Source organism: Methylocystis sp., from assembly GCF_050251305.1.
Classification (GTDB): domain Bacteria; phylum Pseudomonadota; class Alphaproteobacteria; order Rhizobiales; family Beijerinckiaceae; genus Methylocystis.
In genome coordinates this window covers 11,984-28,480 of sequence record NZ_JBFWNB010000013.1, presented here as the reverse complement: position 1 = coordinate 28,480, position 16,497 = coordinate 11,984, and the positions used below count along the sequence as shown (strand labels likewise).

Annotated in this window: 17 protein-coding genes and 1 tRNA gene; 9 read left to right on the top strand and 9 right to left on the bottom strand. The window is 64.5% G+C overall.

Translation table 11 applies throughout. The features are described 5' to 3' along the window. Nucleotides 1-21: 21 nt before the first annotated feature. Nucleotides 22-1,803, bottom strand: a complete 1,782-nt coding sequence (gene argS, locus AB7F41_RS06575) for an arginine--tRNA ligase (RefSeq protein WP_428384128.1) — start codon at nt 1,801-1,803, stop codon at nt 22-24. Nucleotides 1,804-1,924: 121 nt separating this feature from the next. Next, nucleotides 1,925-3,118, bottom strand: coding sequence for a deoxyguanosinetriphosphate triphosphohydrolase (locus tag AB7F41_RS06570; RefSeq protein WP_428384126.1), 1,194 nt, complete (start codon nt 3,116-3,118; stop codon nt 1,925-1,927). Nucleotides 3,119-3,333: 215 nt separating this feature from the next. Between AB7F41_RS06570 and AB7F41_RS06565 the strand changes: the two genes are divergently transcribed. The 4 genes from AB7F41_RS06565 (at nt 3,334) to AB7F41_RS06550 (ending at nt 5,397) form a co-directional block, all read left to right on the top strand. Next, nucleotides 3,334-3,672 carry a HesB/IscA family protein gene (locus AB7F41_RS06565; RefSeq protein WP_428384124.1) on the top strand — a complete coding sequence of 113 codons (339 nt, stop codon included), beginning with the start codon at nt 3,334-3,336 and terminating at the stop codon, nt 3,670-3,672. A gap of 66 nt (nt 3,673-3,738) precedes the next feature. Further along, nucleotides 3,739-4,647, top strand: coding sequence for a sugar kinase (locus AB7F41_RS06560; RefSeq protein ID WP_428384122.1), 909 nt, complete (start codon nt 3,739-3,741; stop codon nt 4,645-4,647). Between the two features lie 124 nt (nt 4,648-4,771). Continuing rightward, nucleotides 4,772-4,847 (top strand) — tRNA-Asn (locus AB7F41_RS06555). 82 nt (nt 4,848-4,929) lie between these two features. Beyond that, complete coding sequence (locus tag AB7F41_RS06550; RefSeq protein ID WP_428384120.1) at nt 4,930-5,397, top strand: peroxiredoxin family protein; 468 nt, start codon at nt 4,930-4,932, stop codon at nt 5,395-5,397. Nucleotides 5,398-5,400: 3 nt separating this feature from the next. Here AB7F41_RS06550 and AB7F41_RS06545 read toward each other — a convergent pair whose 3' ends face one another. Then, the gene (locus tag AB7F41_RS06545) at nt 5,401-5,826 is read right to left on the bottom strand and encodes a metallopeptidase family protein (RefSeq protein WP_428384118.1); all 426 of its coding nucleotides are present in this window, start codon (nt 5,824-5,826) and stop codon (nt 5,401-5,403) included. Nucleotides 5,827-5,937: 111 nt separating this feature from the next. Here AB7F41_RS06545 and AB7F41_RS06540 point away from each other — a divergent pair, with 111 nt between their 5' ends. Continuing rightward, nucleotides 5,938-6,231 carry a hypothetical protein gene (locus AB7F41_RS06540; RefSeq protein ID WP_428384116.1) on the top strand — a complete coding sequence of 98 codons (294 nt, stop codon included), beginning with the start codon at nt 5,938-5,940 and terminating at the stop codon, nt 6,229-6,231. 38 nt (nt 6,232-6,269) lie between these two features. Here AB7F41_RS06540 and leuC read toward each other — a convergent pair whose 3' ends face one another. Continuing rightward, nucleotides 6,270-7,685, bottom strand: coding sequence for a 3-isopropylmalate dehydratase large subunit (gene leuC / locus AB7F41_RS06535; protein WP_428384114.1), 1,416 nt, complete (start codon nt 7,683-7,685; stop codon nt 6,270-6,272). 322 nt (nt 7,686-8,007) lie between these two features. On the opposite strand from leuC, the gene AB7F41_RS06530 reads away from it, so the two are divergent. Together AB7F41_RS06530 and AB7F41_RS06525 are read left to right on the top strand one after the other, a co-directional pair. After that, nucleotides 8,008-9,003 (top strand): small ribosomal subunit Rsm22 family protein, encoded by a 996-nt coding sequence (locus AB7F41_RS06530; protein WP_428384113.1) that lies wholly within the window; start codon nt 8,008-8,010, stop codon nt 9,001-9,003. After that, nucleotides 9,003-9,416, top strand: coding sequence for a VOC family protein (locus tag AB7F41_RS06525; protein ID WP_428384111.1), 414 nt, complete (start codon nt 9,003-9,005; stop codon nt 9,414-9,416). Before AB7F41_RS06530 ends, AB7F41_RS06525 begins: the two co-directional genes overlap by 1 nt. 60 nt (nt 9,417-9,476) lie before the next feature. Here the strand turns inward: AB7F41_RS06525 and rplS are convergent, their stop codons facing one another. After that, nucleotides 9,477-9,863 carry a 50S ribosomal protein L19 gene (rplS, locus tag AB7F41_RS06520; RefSeq protein WP_428384110.1) on the bottom strand — a complete coding sequence of 129 codons (387 nt, stop codon included), beginning with the start codon at nt 9,861-9,863 and terminating at the stop codon, nt 9,477-9,479. A 234-nt stretch (nt 9,864-10,097) separates the two neighbouring features. On the opposite strand from rplS, the gene AB7F41_RS06515 reads away from it, so the two are divergent. Continuing rightward, the gene (locus tag AB7F41_RS06515; RefSeq protein ID WP_428384108.1) at nt 10,098-10,493 is read left to right on the top strand and encodes a hypothetical protein; all 396 of its coding nucleotides are present in this window, start codon (nt 10,098-10,100) and stop codon (nt 10,491-10,493) included. Nucleotides 10,494-10,607: 114 nt separating this feature from the next. Here the strand turns inward: AB7F41_RS06515 and AB7F41_RS06510 are convergent, their stop codons facing one another. The 4 genes from AB7F41_RS06510 to gltX form a co-directional block, all read right to left on the bottom strand. Beyond that, nucleotides 10,608-10,835 carry a dodecin gene (locus tag AB7F41_RS06510; RefSeq protein ID WP_428384106.1) on the bottom strand — a complete coding sequence of 76 codons (228 nt, stop codon included), beginning with the start codon at nt 10,833-10,835 and terminating at the stop codon, nt 10,608-10,610. Nucleotides 10,836-10,914: 79 nt separating this feature from the next. Then, complete coding sequence (locus AB7F41_RS06505) at nt 10,915-12,423, bottom strand: YcjX family protein (protein WP_428384104.1); 1,509 nt, start codon at nt 12,421-12,423, stop codon at nt 10,915-10,917. Nucleotides 12,424-12,533: 110 nt separating this feature from the next. Next, a complete protein-coding gene (locus AB7F41_RS06500) occupies nt 12,534-13,820 on the bottom strand; it encodes a citrate synthase (protein WP_428384102.1) in 1,287 nt (428 codons plus the stop codon). Nucleotides 13,821-14,127: 307 nt separating this feature from the next. Then, nucleotides 14,128-15,552 (bottom strand): glutamate--tRNA ligase, encoded by a 1,425-nt coding sequence (gene gltX / locus AB7F41_RS06495; protein ID WP_428406475.1) that lies wholly within the window; start codon nt 15,550-15,552, stop codon nt 14,128-14,130. Between the two features lie 234 nt (nt 15,553-15,786). Between gltX and lexA the strand changes: the two genes are divergently transcribed. Beyond that, nucleotides 15,787-16,494, top strand: coding sequence for a transcriptional repressor LexA (gene lexA / locus AB7F41_RS06490; protein ID WP_428406474.1), 708 nt, complete (start codon nt 15,787-15,789; stop codon nt 16,492-16,494). Nucleotides 16,495-16,497: the final 3 nt, after the last annotated feature.

The window sequence follows — 16,497 nt, the reverse complement described above, 5'->3', positions numbered from 1 at the left end:
TGGACGTCGCTCAGGCGTCGATTAGCGCATCTCGTCGGGGGCGCTCACGCCGAGCAGCCTCAAGCCTGACCCCAGGACGACTATTAACGAGCTAACCAACGCAACGCGAGCGATGGTTAAATCTCTCTCATCAGCCTTAACAAAGCGTAATTGCGGCTGATCTTTCCCGCGATTCCAATGCGAATGGAATACGCTCGCCAGTTCGTGCAGATAAAAGGCCACGCGATGCGGCTCATGCGCCGCCGCCGCAGCCTCGATCACGCGCGGATACTGCGCGATGATCCTGGCCAAAGCAAGTTCGCCCTCATCGGCCAAAAGGGCGAAGTCCGCCGCGGCCAGGCTTGTGGTCGAGAGATCGAGATCCGGAAACGCCGCGAGCGCCTGGCGCAGCGCCGACTTTCCCCGCGCATGGGCGTATTGAACGTAAAAGACCGGATTGTCCTTCGATTGCTCGATGACCTTGGCGAGATCAAAATCGAGCGGCGCGTCATTCTTGCGGTAGAGCATCATGAAGCGCACGGCGTCCACGCCGACCTCGTCCACGACGTCCCGCAAGGTGACGAAATCGCCGGCGCGCTTGGACATTTTGACCGGCTCGCCGGCGCGCATCAGCTTGACGAGCTGGCAGAGTTTGACGTCGAGCGTCGCGCGCGTGTTGGAAAGCGCCGCGACGGCCGCCGTCATGCGCTTCACATAGCCGCCGTGGTCGGCGCCCCACACGTCGACAAGCGTGTCGAAGCCGCGATCGATCTTGTCCTTATGATAGGCGATATCAGCCGCGAAATAGGTCGGCGAGCCATCGGATTTCTTCAACGCGCGATCGACGTCGTCGCCGAACTGCGTCGATCTGAACAGAGTCTGCTCGCGATCCTCCCAGTCCTCCGGCAGTTGGCCCTTAGGCGGCGGCAAACGCCCCTCATACACGAGGCCTTTCGCCCGCAGCCATTCGATCGCGGCGTCGATCGCCGAGACGCCGTCCTTTTTTGCGTGCAGGGCGCGCTCGGAAAAGAACGTCTCATGCGTGATGTTCAAAGCGGCGAGATCGTCGCGGATCAGATCCATCATCGCGTCGATCGCCGCAGCGCGGACGATCGGCAGCCATTCGCTCTCCGGCGCGCCGGCGAGCGCGTCGCCATGCGCTTTCGCAAGCGCCGCGCCGACGGGCTTCAGATAATCGCCCGGATAGAGCCCTTCGGGTATGGTGATCGCCTCGCCCAGCGCCTCGCGGTAGCGCAGATAGGCGGAGCGCGCCAGGACGTCGACCTGGGCGCCGGCGTCATTGATGTAATATTCGCGCGTCACCTCGCAGCCGGAAAAGGCCAGGAGGCTTGCGAGCGCGTCGCCGAACACCGCGCCGCGGCCGTGGCCGACATGCATCGGCCCGGTTGGATTGGCCGACACATATTCGACGTTCACCATGCCCTGCAGGGCGCGCGCGCGGCCCTTGCCGACGCGTCCGAAATTCTGCGGATCGTTCAGCGCCGCGCGAAGGACGTCGGCAAAAATCTGCGGTTTCAGACGGATATTGATGAAGCCGGGACCCGCGACTTCCGCGCTCGCGACATTTTCCGTCTCGGCAAGCGCGAAACAGATTTCCACCGCCAATTCGCGCGGAGAGGCGAAATGCGGCTTCGCCTCCTTGGCGAAGACCATGGCGGCGTTCGACGCGAGATCGCCAAGAGCGGCGTCCTTCGGCGGCTCGACGACGAAGCGCGCATAATCGAGTTCGGGCAGTCGGCCGTCGTCGGCGATGCGATCAAGAATGGCGACGATGCGGGCGTGAAAGTCGTCGAAAATGTTCATGGAAGTCCGAAGATAAGGGGGGCCGCCCGTTTAACAGCTTGGGCGAGAGAAATCACCTCGTCCAAAGGATCAACATAAGACGGCTCGTGGGCTGATGACACTCCAGGATCGATCGCGCGCCTCACCCGCCAAACATCCGTTTCACCTCGCCCAGCGCATAACGGTCGGTCATGCCGGCGATATAGTCGGCCACCGCCACCGCCCGATCCGCCCCCTCGAGCGCCACGGCCTGCGCCGCCCATTCGGCGGGCATGAGCTCCGGATTCTCGAAAAACGCCGGAAACAACCGGGAAATCGCGTCGCGCGCGCGCTCCCAGACGCCCAGAATTTTGGCATGCCGATACATGTTGGCGAAGAGAAAGGACTTGATGTCGCGCTCGGCCTCGACCATCGGCGGCGAGAGGCCGACGAGGTTTTCGCCCGCCCGCCGCGCGTCGTCGGCGCTCGCCGGCGCGACGCGGGCCAGCCGTCGCAGCGATTCGCCGATCGCGTCCTCGACGAAGCCGGTGATCACCCGGCGCGCCAGCTCATGAATGACGCGCGGCCGCTCGAGGCCCGGATGTTCGTCGCGGATATGGGTGAGCACGCTGGCGATGAAATGCGTTTGCGCGATGTCGTCGAGCGAAAACAATTCGGCGCGCAGCCCGTCGTCGATGTCATGGCCGATATAGGCGATATCGTCGGCTTGCGCCGCAGCCTGCGCCTCGACGCTCGCGAAAGTGGCGAGATCGAGCGGAAAAATCGCGTCGAACTGCGCGATGTAGGGCGAAAGCCGACGATTATGAGGGAGAGGATGGCTGGCGCTTGCATTTTCGCGCCCGAGCAGCGGCCCGTTGTGCTTGACGATGCCTTCCAGCGTCTCCCATGTCAGATCAAGACCATCGTAGCGCGCGTAACGGCGCTCCAGCAGGGTCACGACCCGGAGCGCCTGCGCGTTGTGATCGAACCCGCCATAAGGCGCCATGCAGGCCTCCAGCGCGCCCTCGCCGGCGTGGCCGAACGGCGTGTGGCCGAGATCATGGGCGAGCGCCACCGCCTCCGCGAGATCCTCATCGACGCGCAAGGCGCGGGCGAGCGCGCGGGCGATCTGCCCGACCTCGATCGTATGCGTCAGCCGGGTGCGGAAATGATCGCCGTCGAGCGGCACGAAGACCTGCGTCTTATGCGCAAGCCGCCGAAATGCCGTGCTGTGGATGACGCGGTCGCGGTCGCGCTGAAATTCGCTGCGCGTCGGCGACGGCGGCTCCGGATAGAGTCGGCCCCGCGATCGCAACGCGTCGCTGGCGTATGCCGCGAGCGGGCGGCGAACGGCCACATGCGCTCCCTTCATTGAAAGGCCTCAGGTTTGGACCTATCTTGCGGCATGGATCAAATCCCGCGCCGGCAGGCCGCAACAATCGATGCGCTGACATTCGGTTTTCGCGCGAATTTCTTTCGCTCGCGCGACGGCTCGTCAATCCCGCTGTAGCTCGCTGCGGCCGGCCGCGGCAAGCGACCAGGCAAGTCAACAGACAAATGACGGAGAAACGGATGACGACGGCGGTCAGCGACATCGCGCTCACCGAACAGGCGGCGCGGCGCATTCACGCAATCCTCGCCAATGAGTCTCCCGGCGCCGTGTTTCGCATTTCGGTCGAGGGCGGCGGCTGCTCGGGCTTCCAATATTCTTTCGCCGTCGATCCCGCCCCAGGCGAAGAGGACGCGGTTATGGAGCAGGACGGAGCCCGCGTCGCCATCGATCCGTCGTCTCTCGGCTTTCTCGCCGGCGCCAGAATCGACTTCGTCGACGATTTGATGGGACAGTCTTTCCGCATCGACAATCCCAACGCCGTCGCCTCCTGCGGCTGCGGAACAAGCTTCGCCATCTGACGCCGTTTCGCGCACGGCGCGCGATTCCGCCGGCGCCGGCGCAAACGCCTTTCGGAGTGTAAGCCCTTGGACGCGCTCTTCATCGGCCACGCCTATATCGACGTCACCATGCGCGCCGAGCGCATGCCGACCGGCGACCAGAAGACGGTCGCGCGCGACTATGCGGTGAGTTTCGGCGGCAATGCGGTCACGGCCGGCTTCGCCTGCGCCAAGCTCGGCCATCCCATCGACCTCTTGACCACGGCCGCGCCGGATTGGCTCGGCCATATGTTCATGGACATGGCGCACGCCTATGGGATCGGCGTCCATCCGCGGCGGGTGGCGCGCTCGTCGCTGTCCTTCGTCTGGCCGAACAACGGCAAGCGGGCGATTCTGCGCGCCCGCGACGACAACTATCTTCAAGCGTTCCCCAGGCTCGACATTTCGGAGGCGCGGCTTCTCCATCTCGACGGGCATATGGCCGACGCCGCGCTTCACTATGCGAAAGCGGCGCGCGCGCGCGGCATGCTTGTCTCGCTCGACGGCGGCGCGCATCGGCCCTGCATCGAGGAGCTGACGGGTTTCGTGGACGTCGCCGTCGTGGCCGAAAAGCTCTGCGAGCAGATGTCCCTTTCGGAGCTCGACATGCTTGGCTGGCTGAAATCCAAAGGCTGCCGGATCGGCGGCGTGACGAGCGGCGAAAAAGGCATGCTGTGGTACGACGAAGACGGCGAGATTTCGCAGATGCCGTCGCTCGCCGTTCCGCATGACCTGATCGTCGACACGTCGGGCGCGGGCGACGTCTTCCACGGCGCCTATTGCGCCTCCTATCTCGAGCGGCCGGACGCGCCCTGGCGCGAGCACTTCGAATTCGCCCGCGCGGCCTCGGCGCACAAGATTCAGCATCTCGGCAATGAGGCGGGACTGCCGTCGCCGGACGACGTCGCGGCGGCGCTCGCCGCCTTCGCCCCGGCGGACGCGCTGAGTCCGGCGTGACCGCCCGCGCGGGCGCGGAAATCAAGGACCGCGACGGCGAATTTCTGCGCGTGCGATCTTCCCGGCCGACGCGTGACAACGGACTTGGCAAAACCCCGCTCGCCTTGTATAGGCGGAGCCACATTCCCCGATAGCTCAGCTGGTAGAGCACGCGACTGTTAATCGCTAGGTCGTAGGTTCGAGTCCTACTCGGGGAGCCATCAGCGCCTGCGCGATTGGCCCTAGGGAATTTCCCTGCAAGAACAAGCGCTTCATCCTTGATCGACCGACACGGAGGCATGAGTGCAGGCGCCTGAACTCGCCGTTTCGCGCTGGTTCAACACGCCGTCGCCGATCACGCTTGCGGATTTGCGCGGCCGGGTGGTGCTGCTGCACGCCTTTCAGATGCTCTGTCCAGGTTGCGTCGCGCATGGCACGCCGCAAGCGCAGCGGGCCCATGCGCTGTTCCATCATGCCGGTCTCAGCGTCATCGGTCTGCACACGGTCTTCGAACATCACGCGGCGATGACGCCCGTATCGCTCGAAGCCTTCATCCATGAATATCGGCTGACCTTCCCAATCGGCGTCGATCAGGCGAGCGCGGATGGCCCCATTCCTCTCACCATGGCGCGCTATGAAATGCGCGGCACGCCGACCGCGATTCTGATCGGCCGCGACGGACGGGTGCGTCACCACGGCTTCGGCCAGGAGGACGATATGGCGCTCGGCGCCGTCATCGGAACGCTGCTCGCAGAACCTGCGACCTCTTAGGCGCTATTCCGAGCGTCGTTCGATCTCCTCGATATCGGCGTCGGTCAATCCGAAATGATGGCCGATCTCATGCACGAGCACATGGGTGACGATCGCTTCGAGCGTGTCTTCTCCGCCCGCCCAATAGTCGAGGATCGGCCGCCGGTAGAGCCAGATCATATTGGGCTGTTCGCCCGTCTCGGAGAGATGCGCGCCGTGCGTCAAGCCGCGCCCGCGAAATAATCCGAGAAGATCAAACTCGGTTTCGCATTGCATGTCGTCGAGCGTTTCGTCGTCGGGAAAGTCTTCGACGCGAATGACGAGTCCTTCGCACAGCCGCCTGAAGCGCATCGGCAAGGCCGCGTAGGCGGCGTCGGCGAGCGCTTCGAAATCCGTAAGCGTCGGGGAGCTGAACCGGCTCCACTGCTGTCCCGTCATCGTCGGCGCCATCGCTGTTCCGTCACAGGCTGCTCGCGACGACGCGCGATGCGCGCGCGGCGGCGCCGGAACAATCCCCGAGCTGCGATGTTCAGGCAAGAATCAATATTGGAGGAACTCCTCATGACGAAGCTGTTGATCGCCGCGCTTTCGCTTGGCGTTGCCGGCATAGCGCACGCCGCCGTGGCCGCCCCCACGATTTCCCCCGCGCGTCTGACGAACGCCGACAGGGCCTTCGTCCAGAAAGCGGACGACCGCGACAATGACCGCGCGTTGAACGACGATCGCGCCTTAGACCATCGGCGGGGCGATTGGTGGGGGCGCGCGCCGTCCTGGCGCGACACGCGTCCCTGGCGCGACGACGAATGGCGCCGCGGCCCCGATTGGGGCAATGACGACGCCGGCGACAACGACTGAGGCCATCTGCGGCGCAGGATCGGGCCGCCGCCGTCGCCTCAGCGCCAGTTCCGCACGTCGACGAAACGTCCGGCGATCGCCGCAGCCGCCGCCATCGCCGGCGAAACCAAATGTGTCCGGCCCTTGAAGCCCTGACGGCCCTCGAAATTGCGATTCGACGTCGAGGCGCAGCGTTCGCCCGGCGCCAGGCGGTCGGGATTCATCGCGAGGCACATCGAGCAGCCCGGCTCGCGCCACTCAAAGCCCGCGGCGGCGAAAATCTTGTCGAGGCCTTCGGCTTCCGCCTGCGCCTTCACGAGGCCAGACCCGGGCACCACCATCGCGTTGACGCGGTCGGCGACCTTTTTGCCTTCGATCATCTTCGCCGCCGCGCGCAGATCTTCAATGCGGCCGTTGGTGCAGGAGCCGATGAACACGCGGTCGATCTCGATGTCGGTCATGCGCTCGCCGCCCTTCAGGCCCATATATTCGAGCGCGCGTTCGATCGCGGCGCGCTTTTGCGGCGTCTTCGCGCTGTCGAGCGTCGGCACGAAGCCGTCGATCGTGGCGACGTCTTCGGGCGACGTGCCCCAGGTCACGATCGGCGGCAGATTGCGCGCGTCGAGCCTGACGATCTTGTCGAAATGCGCGCCCTCGTCGGTATACAGCGACTCCCAATATTTGCGCGCCATGTCGAAGGCCTCGCCCTGCGGACCCTTCGGACGACTCTGCAAATAGGCGAAGGTCTTCTCGTCCGGCGCGACGAGGCCGGCGCGCGCGCCGCCCTCGATCGACATGTTGCAGACGGTCATGCGCCCTTCCATCGAAAGGTCGCGGATCGCCTCGCCCGCATATTCGATCACATGTCCGGTGCCACCGGCCGTGCCGATCTCGCCGATGATCGCGAGAATGATGTCTTTCGCAGTGGCGCCGTCGGCGAGCTTGCCGTCAACCTGCACCAGCATGTTCTGCGCTTTCTTCTGGATCAGCGTCTGTGTCGCGAGCACATGCTCGACCTCCGACGTGCCGATGCCATGCGCAAGCGCGCCGAAAGCGCCGTGAGTCGAGGTGTGGCTGTCGCCGCAGACGATCGTCATGCCGGGCAACGTGAAACCCTGCTCCGGTCCGATGATATGCACGACGCCCTGACGCTTGTCGTGCTCGTTGAAATATTCGACGCCGAATTCCTTGGCGTTGATCGCAAGCTGCTCGACCTGCGCCTTGCTCTCGGGGTCTTCGATCGGCAATGAGCGATCGGTCGTCGGCACATTGTGATCGACGACGGCGAGCGTGCGTTCCGGCGCGCGCACCGAGCGCCCCGCCATGCGCAGGCCTTCGAAGGCCTGCGGGCTCGTTACCTCATGGACCAGATGCCGATCGATATAGAGCAGGCATGCCCCGTCGTCCTGGCGATCGACCATATGGTCGTCCCAGATCTTGTCATAGAGCGTGCGGGACGCGGCGTTAGCGGACATTGATCTCTTCCTCCGCCGGGTCGTGACGATCCGGCTCGCGTGTTTGATTCCTCTTCCTGAGGAGCGGCCGCCGGCCGCGTCTCGAAGGACGGGGACATCGCGCGGCGCCTCTCGTGCGTCGAGACGGCCGCCTCGATCCCGGATTTGCCCGAGATCGACATCTGATGCGCAGGTCGGGTGGATCCGACCTGCGGCGGCCTCCTGAGCAGGAGGGCGACTGAAATGCGCCGCCGCTCATCCCTCCCTTGAATTGAGGGTCTTCTACCCGTAACGCAAGCGCCATGGAAGAGAGTTTGCGGCGCAGCCGCTCCCCGAGGCCGTGGTGAGCCTGCCTTCGCCAGAGCTTCCCGCGCCGCTTGCGGCGGCGATCGAGGCGCGGCTCGAAGGCCTCTCTCAAAACGCGCTGCGCGACAGCGCCCGCGCGCTCTCGGAACGCTACCGTTCCCGGAAGCCGACGAGCGAGACGATCCGCGACGAGATCGACGTCCTGGCCTATGCGGCGACGCGGATGCCCGCCACTTACGCCGCCATCGTCACGGCGCTCGGACGGCTCGAAGAGGAGCGGCCGGATTTCGCGCCAAAGCGCGTGCTCGACGTCGGGTGCGGTCTCGGCGCCGCGTCATGCGCCGCAGCGGCCGTGTGGCCGGACGTCGCCGAGATCACGCTGCTGGACCGCAGCGCGCTGTTCCTGAAGCTCGCGACCGACCTGATGCAGCAAAGCGTCGCCGCCTCCGTCGAGACCGCCCTGGCCGATTTCTCCACGCCGCCGGCGGCGGAGCCAACCCGTTTCGACCTCGTCGTCGCCGGCTATGCGCTGACCGAGGTCGCCGAATCCAGACTGGCGGACGTGATCGACCGGCTTTGGGCGCAGACCGGCGGCGCTCTCGTGATCGTCGAGCCGGGAACGCCGCGCGACCACGCCCGGCTGATGCTCGCGCGCAGCAGGCTTCTTGCGCTGGGCGCGGAGCTGTTCGCCCCCTGCCCGCATCAGGCGCCCTGCCCCCTGCCGGCGAATGACTGGTGCCATTTCTCGGTCCGATTGCCGCGCCGCCGCGCGCACCGGCTGGCCAAGGGGGTCGACGCGCCCTTCGAAGACGAGAAGTTCGCCTATCTGGCCGTGGGACGGTCCGTCGCGAGGCCGCCATCGGCGCGAATCATCGCGCCGCCCCGATCCGGCAAGGCGGGAATTTCGCTCAAGCTCTGCGGCGATAAAGCATTCCGTGAGACATTCATTCCCAAGCGCGACAAGGCGCGCTACGAACAGATTCGACGAAAAGATTGGGGCGATCCGCTGCGCGCCCCGGCGGAGGAAACTTGATGAAACAGCCACGTCCCAGGGTCGCGCCCTATTTGACCGTCAGCCCCGCCGCGGCAGCGATCGCTTTCTACACCGGCGCCTTCGACGCCAAGCAGCGCGCCCTCATGCCGTCGGTCGACGGGCTGCGCATCGCGCATTGCGAACTCCTGATCAACGGCGGCTCGGTGATGCTCGCCGACATCTTTCCCGAATTCGGTCAGACCCGCGTGCCGATGCCCGGCGAGCACGCCACCGTCTCCGTCAGCCTGGAATATGACAAGGCGCAGGACGTCGACGACATCTGCTCCCGCGTGACCAAGCTCGGCGGCAAGATCGAGACGGCGCCGACCAATTCCTTCTGGGGGACGCGCTACGCCTCGCTGCGCGACCCCTTCGGCCACCGCTGGATCCTCAACGCGCCGCTGGAGAGCTAACAAAAAGCCGCCCGAAACCCTGCGGTCGCGAGCGCCTGCGGTCTGGCGGGAGACGGCGCTTTATTTCGCCGGGGAAGCCTTCGGCTTGGTGTCGACGCGCTCGGCGATGCGGGCCGATTTGCCCCGGCGGTCGCGCAGATAATAGAGCTTGGCGCGGCGCACCTTGCCGCGGCGCACGAGCTTCACCGAGTCGATCAGCGGGCCATGAATGGGGAACACGCGCTCGACGCCTTCGCCGTAGGAAATCTTGCGGACCGTGAAGCTCTCGTTCAGCCCCGCGCCCTGGCGCGCGATGACGACGCCTTCATAGGCCTGAACGCGCGAGCGTTCGCCTTCCTTCACCTTGACGTTGACGACGACCGTGTCTCCCGGCCGAAATTCCGGGATTTTCTTGCCCTCGATGAGCTTGGCGGCATGTTCCGCCTCGAGCTGCTCGATAATGTTCATCACCTAAACTCCTGCCGTTTCGTCTTAGCCTTATGGCCGACGAGCGTTTCGGGACGCTGTTCTAGTTGAAGCCCGCTCCATAGCCGAAAGGCCGCCGCTTGTCGAGCCGCCTGCCCGTCCGCCGCCAAAGGCCTCGGCGACGCGGAAAGCGGCGGCTCGTCGCAGACATTCCAGGCGACGGCCTTATATAGGAGCTGCGGGGGCGCTGGCGTTTCAACGAAGCGGGAGAAACGCATGACCCAGCAAGAAAAGCGGCGCAACGAAGACGCGCAGCCGGCCGCCGAAGCGGCCGAAGCCGCTGCGGAAGGCCGGCGGCGGCTGGAAGATTTCGCGGAAGCGCGCGACACGATCTGGGACTGTCTGCAGGACGCCAACCGTTGCTGGATGGAGCGCATGCAGCAGGAAGCCGCCGTGACGGTTGAGCTTGCCTCAAAGCTGACGTCGTCGCGCTCGATCTCGGAGACCGCGTCGGTTCTGCAGGATTGGACAAGCAAACATGTCGAGATGACCACCGAGGACACGCGCCGCCTGTTCTCCGACGCCCAGCAAATATTCGACGCGGGCGCGCGCTTCTGGTCGATGTCCGCGCAACCGCCGAGTCCCGAAACCGCCGCGCGGTTCGCTTCCTAGCGCGCGAAGCGGAAGTCCGCTCGCGGACTTCCGCTTTCTTCCGACGCCCTTCGCGATTTCACAAATGAGTGAGAGGGAGCCCTTTCGAAGCGGAGGCCCCCGCCGGCTTTCGCTTCACTTCTTGCCTTCGTCGTCGCGATCGAGCGTGAAGCCGACTTTCAGCAAGACCTGATAATCGGCGACGACTCCCTTATCGATGCTGCCGCGAATCTGCACGACTTCGAACCACCGTAGATGACGCAGGGTTTCGCCGGCGCGCTTGAGCGCCGCGGCTACGGCGTCCTCGACGCTGTCCGGCGAGGACCCAACCAATTCGACGATCTTATAGACATGGCTTTCCATATGACGCTCCACCAATTTGAGGCTTCGAATGACGTGCCTGCAATTAGGTAGCGCGGACTTCGCCGCCGACAGCGGCGCGTCAGCTCACGCGATCGCCAAAAAGAAACTCCATTGCGCGATCGAGCCTGATATGGGGGAGCGGCAGCGGCTTCCGATCCGCGCCGAGCGTCGCGGCGGGCGGCCGGAACTTGAGAAAACGAAACTCGGCCTCTTCGTCGGAAACGGCCAGCGCCTCGCCGCGAAACACGTCGCGCGGATCCTCGGGCAGTTCACCGGGGAAAATGGCGCCTTCCGCCACGCCGTCGAAGACCTCGTCGCCGATCCGTTCGCCCGCGACGGGCGTGCCGACGATGGCCGACAGCCTTTCGCCCTCATGGCGAACCATCGCTTCGCGCGTGGCGCGCACGGCGGCGAGCGCGATGACGTCGATCGTCGCGCCCACCCCTTCGGCGCGCTCTATGGCGCGAGCGGTCAGATGACGCAGAATCGCTTCGAGCCGGTCGTGGCTCGTGTGATGCAGATGGTCGGCCTTCGTGGCCGCGAAAAGAATGCGATCGATCTTCGGCCGGAAGATCGTCGAAAACAGATTGGCGCGGCCGGTGCGAAACGCCATGAGCACATCGGTCAACGCCGTCTCCAGATCGCGCACCGCCTCGGGACCGGAATTCAGCGCCGCAAGCGTGTCGACGAGCACGATCTGCCGATCGAGCCGCGCGAAATGATCCCGGAAAAACGGCCGCACGACTTGCGATTTATATGCTTCGTATCGGCGCTCCATTTCGCGCCCCAGGCTGCGATAGGGCAGCTCTTCGCCCTCGGCGACGGGCAGCGGCGCGAAGGTCAGCGCCGGCGAGCCTTCGAGATCGCCCGGCATCAGAAAGCGTCCAGGCGGAAGGCTCGACAGGGCGAACCGATCGGAACGCGCAAGACGCAGATATTGGGTGAAGGTCCGCGCCAGATTCTGCGCGGTTTCTTCCTCGTAACGCGCTTTGACGTCCGCCTGCGCGGTCAGGCCCCGCCAGTCGCTCGCGATCGTCGCGCGCGCGGCGACGCTCGCCGCCTCGAGCGTCTCTCGGGACCATTGCGCGTAGGATTTGCCAAGCAGCGGCAAGTCGAGCAGCCATTCGCCCGGATAGTCGACGATGTCGATGTCGAGCCGCGTCGGGGCTTGGCTGAAGCCCTTGCGGATCGCCCAGCCCTTCGAACGATATTCGAGCGTCACCCGCAATTCGGAGATGCGCCGCGTCGATTGCGGCCAATGCCGGTCCGGGCCGGTGAGCGCCGCCAGATGCTCCTCATAGGCGAAGCGCGGCACGCTATAGTCGGGTTGCGGATCGAGATGCGCCGAAACGATGCGCCCTTCGGTGAGCGCGCGAAACACCGGGAGCTGAGTCTTCCTTTCAGCGCCCTTCTCCGCCCGCGCCGAAAGCGCGCGCGTCAGATGATGCACAAGCGCGGTGATGAAGACCGTCTTGCCGGAACGCGACAGGCCGGTGACGCCAAGCCGCAAGCGGCCCCCCGCGAGATAGTCGGCGACGCTCTCGGCGGCGATGCGCGTTTCGAACAGCAGGTCGGATAGTTGCGACAAGGGCGCTCCGGGTCCGCCGACCTATAGCATCAGGTCGCGTCACATCAAGAATCGTCAAGATGCGGAGCGTCGGAACGACGGATGCCGGGGCCTCCGCCCCAAACGCGTCGTCACCGCTTGGACATCGGCACGTAATCGCGCTGCTTCTCGCCCGTATAGAGCTGGCGCGGACGGCCGATGCGCGAGCCTTGATCCTCGATCATCTCCTTCCACTGCGCGATCCAGCCGACCGTGCGCGCCACGGCGAACAACACGGTGAACATCGCCGTCGGGAAATTCATCGCCTTCAGCGTGATGCCCGAATAGAAGTCGATGTTGGGATAAAGCTTCTTCTCGATGAAATAGTCGTCGTGCAGCGCGATGCGCTCGAGCTCCAGTGCGACGTCCAGCAGATCGTCCTTGACGCCGAGTTCGTTCAACACTTCGCGCGTCGTGCGCTGCATGATCTTCGCGCGCGGATCGTAGTTCTTGTAGACGCGATGGCCGAAGCCCATCAGGCGGAACGGATCATTCTTGTCCTTGGCGCGCGCGATGAACTGAGGAATGCGATCGGGCGTGCCGATCTCGGCCAGCATCTTCAACACCGCTTCATTGGCGCCGCCATGCGCCGGCCCCCAGAGCGAGGCGATGCCCGCCGCGATGCACGCAAAGGGATTCGCGCCTGACGAGCCCGACAATCGCACTGTCGACGTGGACGCGTTCTGCTCATGATCGGCGTGCAGGATGAAGATGCGGTCGAGCGCGCGCGACAGCACGGGATTGACCTTATATTCCTCGCACGGAACCGCGAAGCACATGCGCAGGAAGTTTGACGTATAGTCGAGATCGTTTTTCGGATAAACGAACGGCTGGCCGATCGAATATTTGTAGGCCATCGCCGCGAGCGTCGGAATTTTCGCGATCATTCGCGTCGATGCGACCATGCGCTGGGTCGGATCAGCGATATTCGTCGAATCGTGATAGAAGGCCGAGAGCGCGCCGACGGAGGCGACCATCACCGCCATCGGATGCGCGTCGCGACGAAAGCCCTGGAAGAAGCGCGCCATCTGCTCATGCACCATTGTGTGGCGCGTGATCCGATAATCGAAATTCGCCTTCTCGGCGGCCGACGGCAATTCGCCGTAAAGCAGCAGATAGCAAGTTTCGAGAAAATCGCCATGTTCGGCGAGCTGTTCGATCGGATAGCCGCGATAGAGCAGAATGCCCTCTTCGCCATCGATGAAGGTGATCTTCGATTCGCATGACGCGGTCGACGTAAAGCCGGGATCGAAGGTGAACATGTCGGTTTCGGCGTAGAGATTGCGGATGTCCGCAACCGACGGCCCGAGCGTTCCGTCCTTTATCGGCAAGTCGACCGATTTATCGCCGATCGTGAAGATACCGTTCTTCTCCGGCATGCCAGCTCCCCTTTCAACCGCTTCCGCGCTCGCGACGAGCTGGATCGCGGCGCGAACGCGCGAACGCTATGCATGAATTGCGTCGCCTTCGCGATGTCGTCGCTTTCACTCGCACGCCGATGCGTTGCATTCGGTTCGATTGTGCGGCGCAAAAAGCTATATCAACCGCAAGGACTGTCAAGCACGCGCCTTGCGCCCAAACGCCTGTCGAGCGTCGCCTTCTCGTCGCCGCGGCGCCGCGGAAACCGGCGCGGCGCCGAAAATCGCGTCAGCGCGTGATGGGCGCGGCGCGCGGCGGCGCGCGACGCTAGCCGATGGACGCCTGATCGGAAATCCGCGCAAGACTTTCATCGCGCCCGAGGATTTCCAGCACGTCGAAAATCCCGGGCGACGTCGCGCGTCCGGTAAGCGCGGCGCGCAAGGGCTGCGCGAGATCGCCGAGTTTGACGCCAAGCGCTGTCGCGAGATCGCGCACGACCGCTTCCGTCGCCGCCGCCGTCCAGTTCGGCAGGGCCGCGAGTCTGTCGACCAGCGTCGCCAGCCGCCCGCGCGCCTCCGCCGAAAGCAGCTGCGCCGCCTTGGCGTCGAGCGACAGAGGACGATGCGCAAAAAGAAAGCCCGCGCCGTCGAGGAGCTCTTTCAAGGTTTTCGCGCGCGCCTTCAGTCCCGGCAGGGCCGCGCGCAACTGCGCGCGCTTCCGGTCGTCGAGTTGTTCGGCGATCGCCGCGCCGTCTTCGAGATAGGGAAGCGTCGCGATCAGCAGATCGAACAGTTCGTCGTCATTGCTGTCGCGCAGATAATGACCATTCATATTCTCGAGCTTGGCGAAGTCGAAGCGCGCGGGCGAACGATGCACCTGCGCGAGGTCGAAGGACTCGATCATCTCCTGCGTCGTGAAGAACTCCTCGTCCCCCTGCGACCATCCCAATCGCACGAGATAATTGCGCAGCGCGGCCGGCAGATAGCCCATCGCGCGATAGGCGTCGACGCCGAGCGCGCCGTGGCGCTTCGAGAGCTTGGCGCCGTCCGGCCCATGGATCAGCGGAATGTGAGCGAAGTTCGGGAGCGTCCAGCCCATCGCCTCATAGATATGCGTCTGTCGCGCCGCATTGGTCAGATGATCGTCGCCGCGAATGATCTGCGTGACGCCCATGTCATGATCGTCGACGACGACCGCGAGCATATAGGTCGGGGCGCCGTCTGAACGCAGCAGAATGAAGTCGTCGAGGTCCTTGTTCTGGAAGACGACGCGCCCCTGCACGGCGTCATCGACGATCGTTTCGCCATCCTGCGGCGCCTTGATGCGCACGACGAAGGGAACGCCGGCCGGCGCCTCTGAAGGATCGCGATCGCGCCATCGGCCATCGTAACGCCAGGGACGCTTTTCCGCCTTGGCCTTCTCGCGCATCGCCTCGAGCTCCTGCGCCGTGGCGTAGCAGCGATAGGCTTTGCCCTCCGCCAGCAGCGCTTCGGCGATCTCGGCATGGCGCGCCGCGCGCGAGGACTGGTAGACGATGTCGTCGTCCCAATCGAGGCCGAGCCATTTGAGCCCGTCGATGATCGCGTCGATCGCCGCCTTGGTGGAGCGCTCGCGATCGGTGTCTTCGATTCGCAGCATCATCCGGCCGCCGCGCTTCCTGGCGTAGAGCCAGTTGAACAACGCGGTGCGCGCGCCGCCGATATGCAGAAAGCCCGTAGGCGATGGAGCGAAGCGGGTGACGACCTGTGACATGAACGCCGGGAATTCCTCGATTTTAAGAGCTCGATTGACTTTCGTGGCCTGTCTAACACTAGAGACGCTGCGCGAACATAGTTCGCCGCCATCATCGCTTAACCAAAGCGTGAACATATGGCTTGCGGAACGCAGTGCGAACGTATATCGTCTGTTCATGATTTGTTTATGTTATCGAGCCAAAAGCTGCGGCTCAGCGGAATTCAACGACTGAGCTTGCGGGGCGGTGCGGCCATGCTGACCAAGAAACAAAACGATCTATTGCGCTTCATCCATGAACGTCTGAAGGAATCGGGCGTGCCGCCCTCCTTCGATGAAATGAAGGAGGCGCTCGACCTGCGCTCGAAGTCGGGCATTCATCGACTCATTCTCGCGCTCGAGGAACGCGGCTTCATCCGCCGCCTGCCCAACCGCGCCCGCGCGCTCGAGGTTTTGCGTCTGCCCGAATCGGCGACGCCGCGGGCCGTTGGCGGGCGCAGCGGCAAGTTTTCGCCTTCGGTCATCGAAGGCAATCTCGGCCGCGTGCGTCCGCTCAGCGAGCGCTTCGAAGAGAGCGAGCAGCAGGTCGCCATTCCGGTGATGGGGCGCATCGCCGCCGGCACGCCGATCTCCGCCATCCAGAATCGCAGCCACACGATCAGCCTGCCGCCCGACCTGCTGACCAGCGGCGAGCATTTCGCGCTCGAAGTGCGCGGCGATTCGATGATCGAGGCCGGAATCCTCGACGGCGACACAGTCGTCATCCGCAAGCAGGAGAGCGCCGACACCGGCGATATCGTCGTGGCGCTGATTGACGACGAGGAAGCGACTTTGAAACGCCTGCGCAAGCGCGGCGCGTCCATTGCCTTGGAGGCGGCGAACCCCGCTTACGAGACGCGAATCTTTGGTCCCGACCGCGTGCGCATTCAGGGCAAGCTCGTCAGCCTCGTGCGGAAATATTAGCGA

Excerpts from the sequence above, each read along its gene's own strand:
- AB7F41_RS06540 (WP_428384116.1), top strand. The coding sequence starts at position 5,938 with ATGACGAAGCTGTTGATCGCCGCGCTTTCGCTTGGCGTTGCCGGCATA.
- AB7F41_RS06545 (WP_428384118.1), bottom strand. The coding sequence starts at position 5,826 with ATGGCGCCGACGATGACGGGACAGCAGTGGAGCCGGTTCAGCTCCCCG.
- argS (WP_428384128.1), bottom strand. The coding sequence starts at position 1,803 with ATGAACATTTTCGACGACTTTCACGCCCGCATCGTCGCCATTCTTGAT.
- rplS (WP_428384110.1), bottom strand. The coding sequence starts at position 9,863 with ATGAACATTATCGAGCAGCTCGAGGCGGAACATGCCGCCAAGCTCATC.
- AB7F41_RS06510 (WP_428384106.1), bottom strand. The coding sequence starts at position 10,835 with ATGGAAAGCCATGTCTATAAGATCGTCGAATTGGTTGGGTCCTCGCCG.
- AB7F41_RS06525 (WP_428384111.1), top strand. The coding sequence starts at position 9,003 with ATGAAACAGCCACGTCCCAGGGTCGCGCCCTATTTGACCGTCAGCCCC.
- leuC (WP_428384114.1), bottom strand. The coding sequence starts at position 7,685 with ATGTCCGCTAACGCCGCGTCCCGCACGCTCTATGACAAGATCTGGGAC.
- AB7F41_RS06500 (WP_428384102.1), bottom strand. The coding sequence starts at position 13,820 with ATGCCGGAGAAGAACGGTATCTTCACGATCGGCGATAAATCGGTCGAC.
- gltX (WP_428406475.1), bottom strand. The coding sequence starts at position 15,552 with ATGTCACAGGTCGTCACCCGCTTCGCTCCATCGCCTACGGGCTTTCTG.
- AB7F41_RS06515 (WP_428384108.1), top strand. The coding sequence starts at position 10,098 with ATGACCCAGCAAGAAAAGCGGCGCAACGAAGACGCGCAGCCGGCCGCC.
- AB7F41_RS06565 (WP_428384124.1), top strand. The coding sequence starts at position 3,334 with ATGACGACGGCGGTCAGCGACATCGCGCTCACCGAACAGGCGGCGCGG.
- lexA (WP_428406474.1), top strand. The coding sequence starts at position 15,787 with ATGCTGACCAAGAAACAAAACGATCTATTGCGCTTCATCCATGAACGT.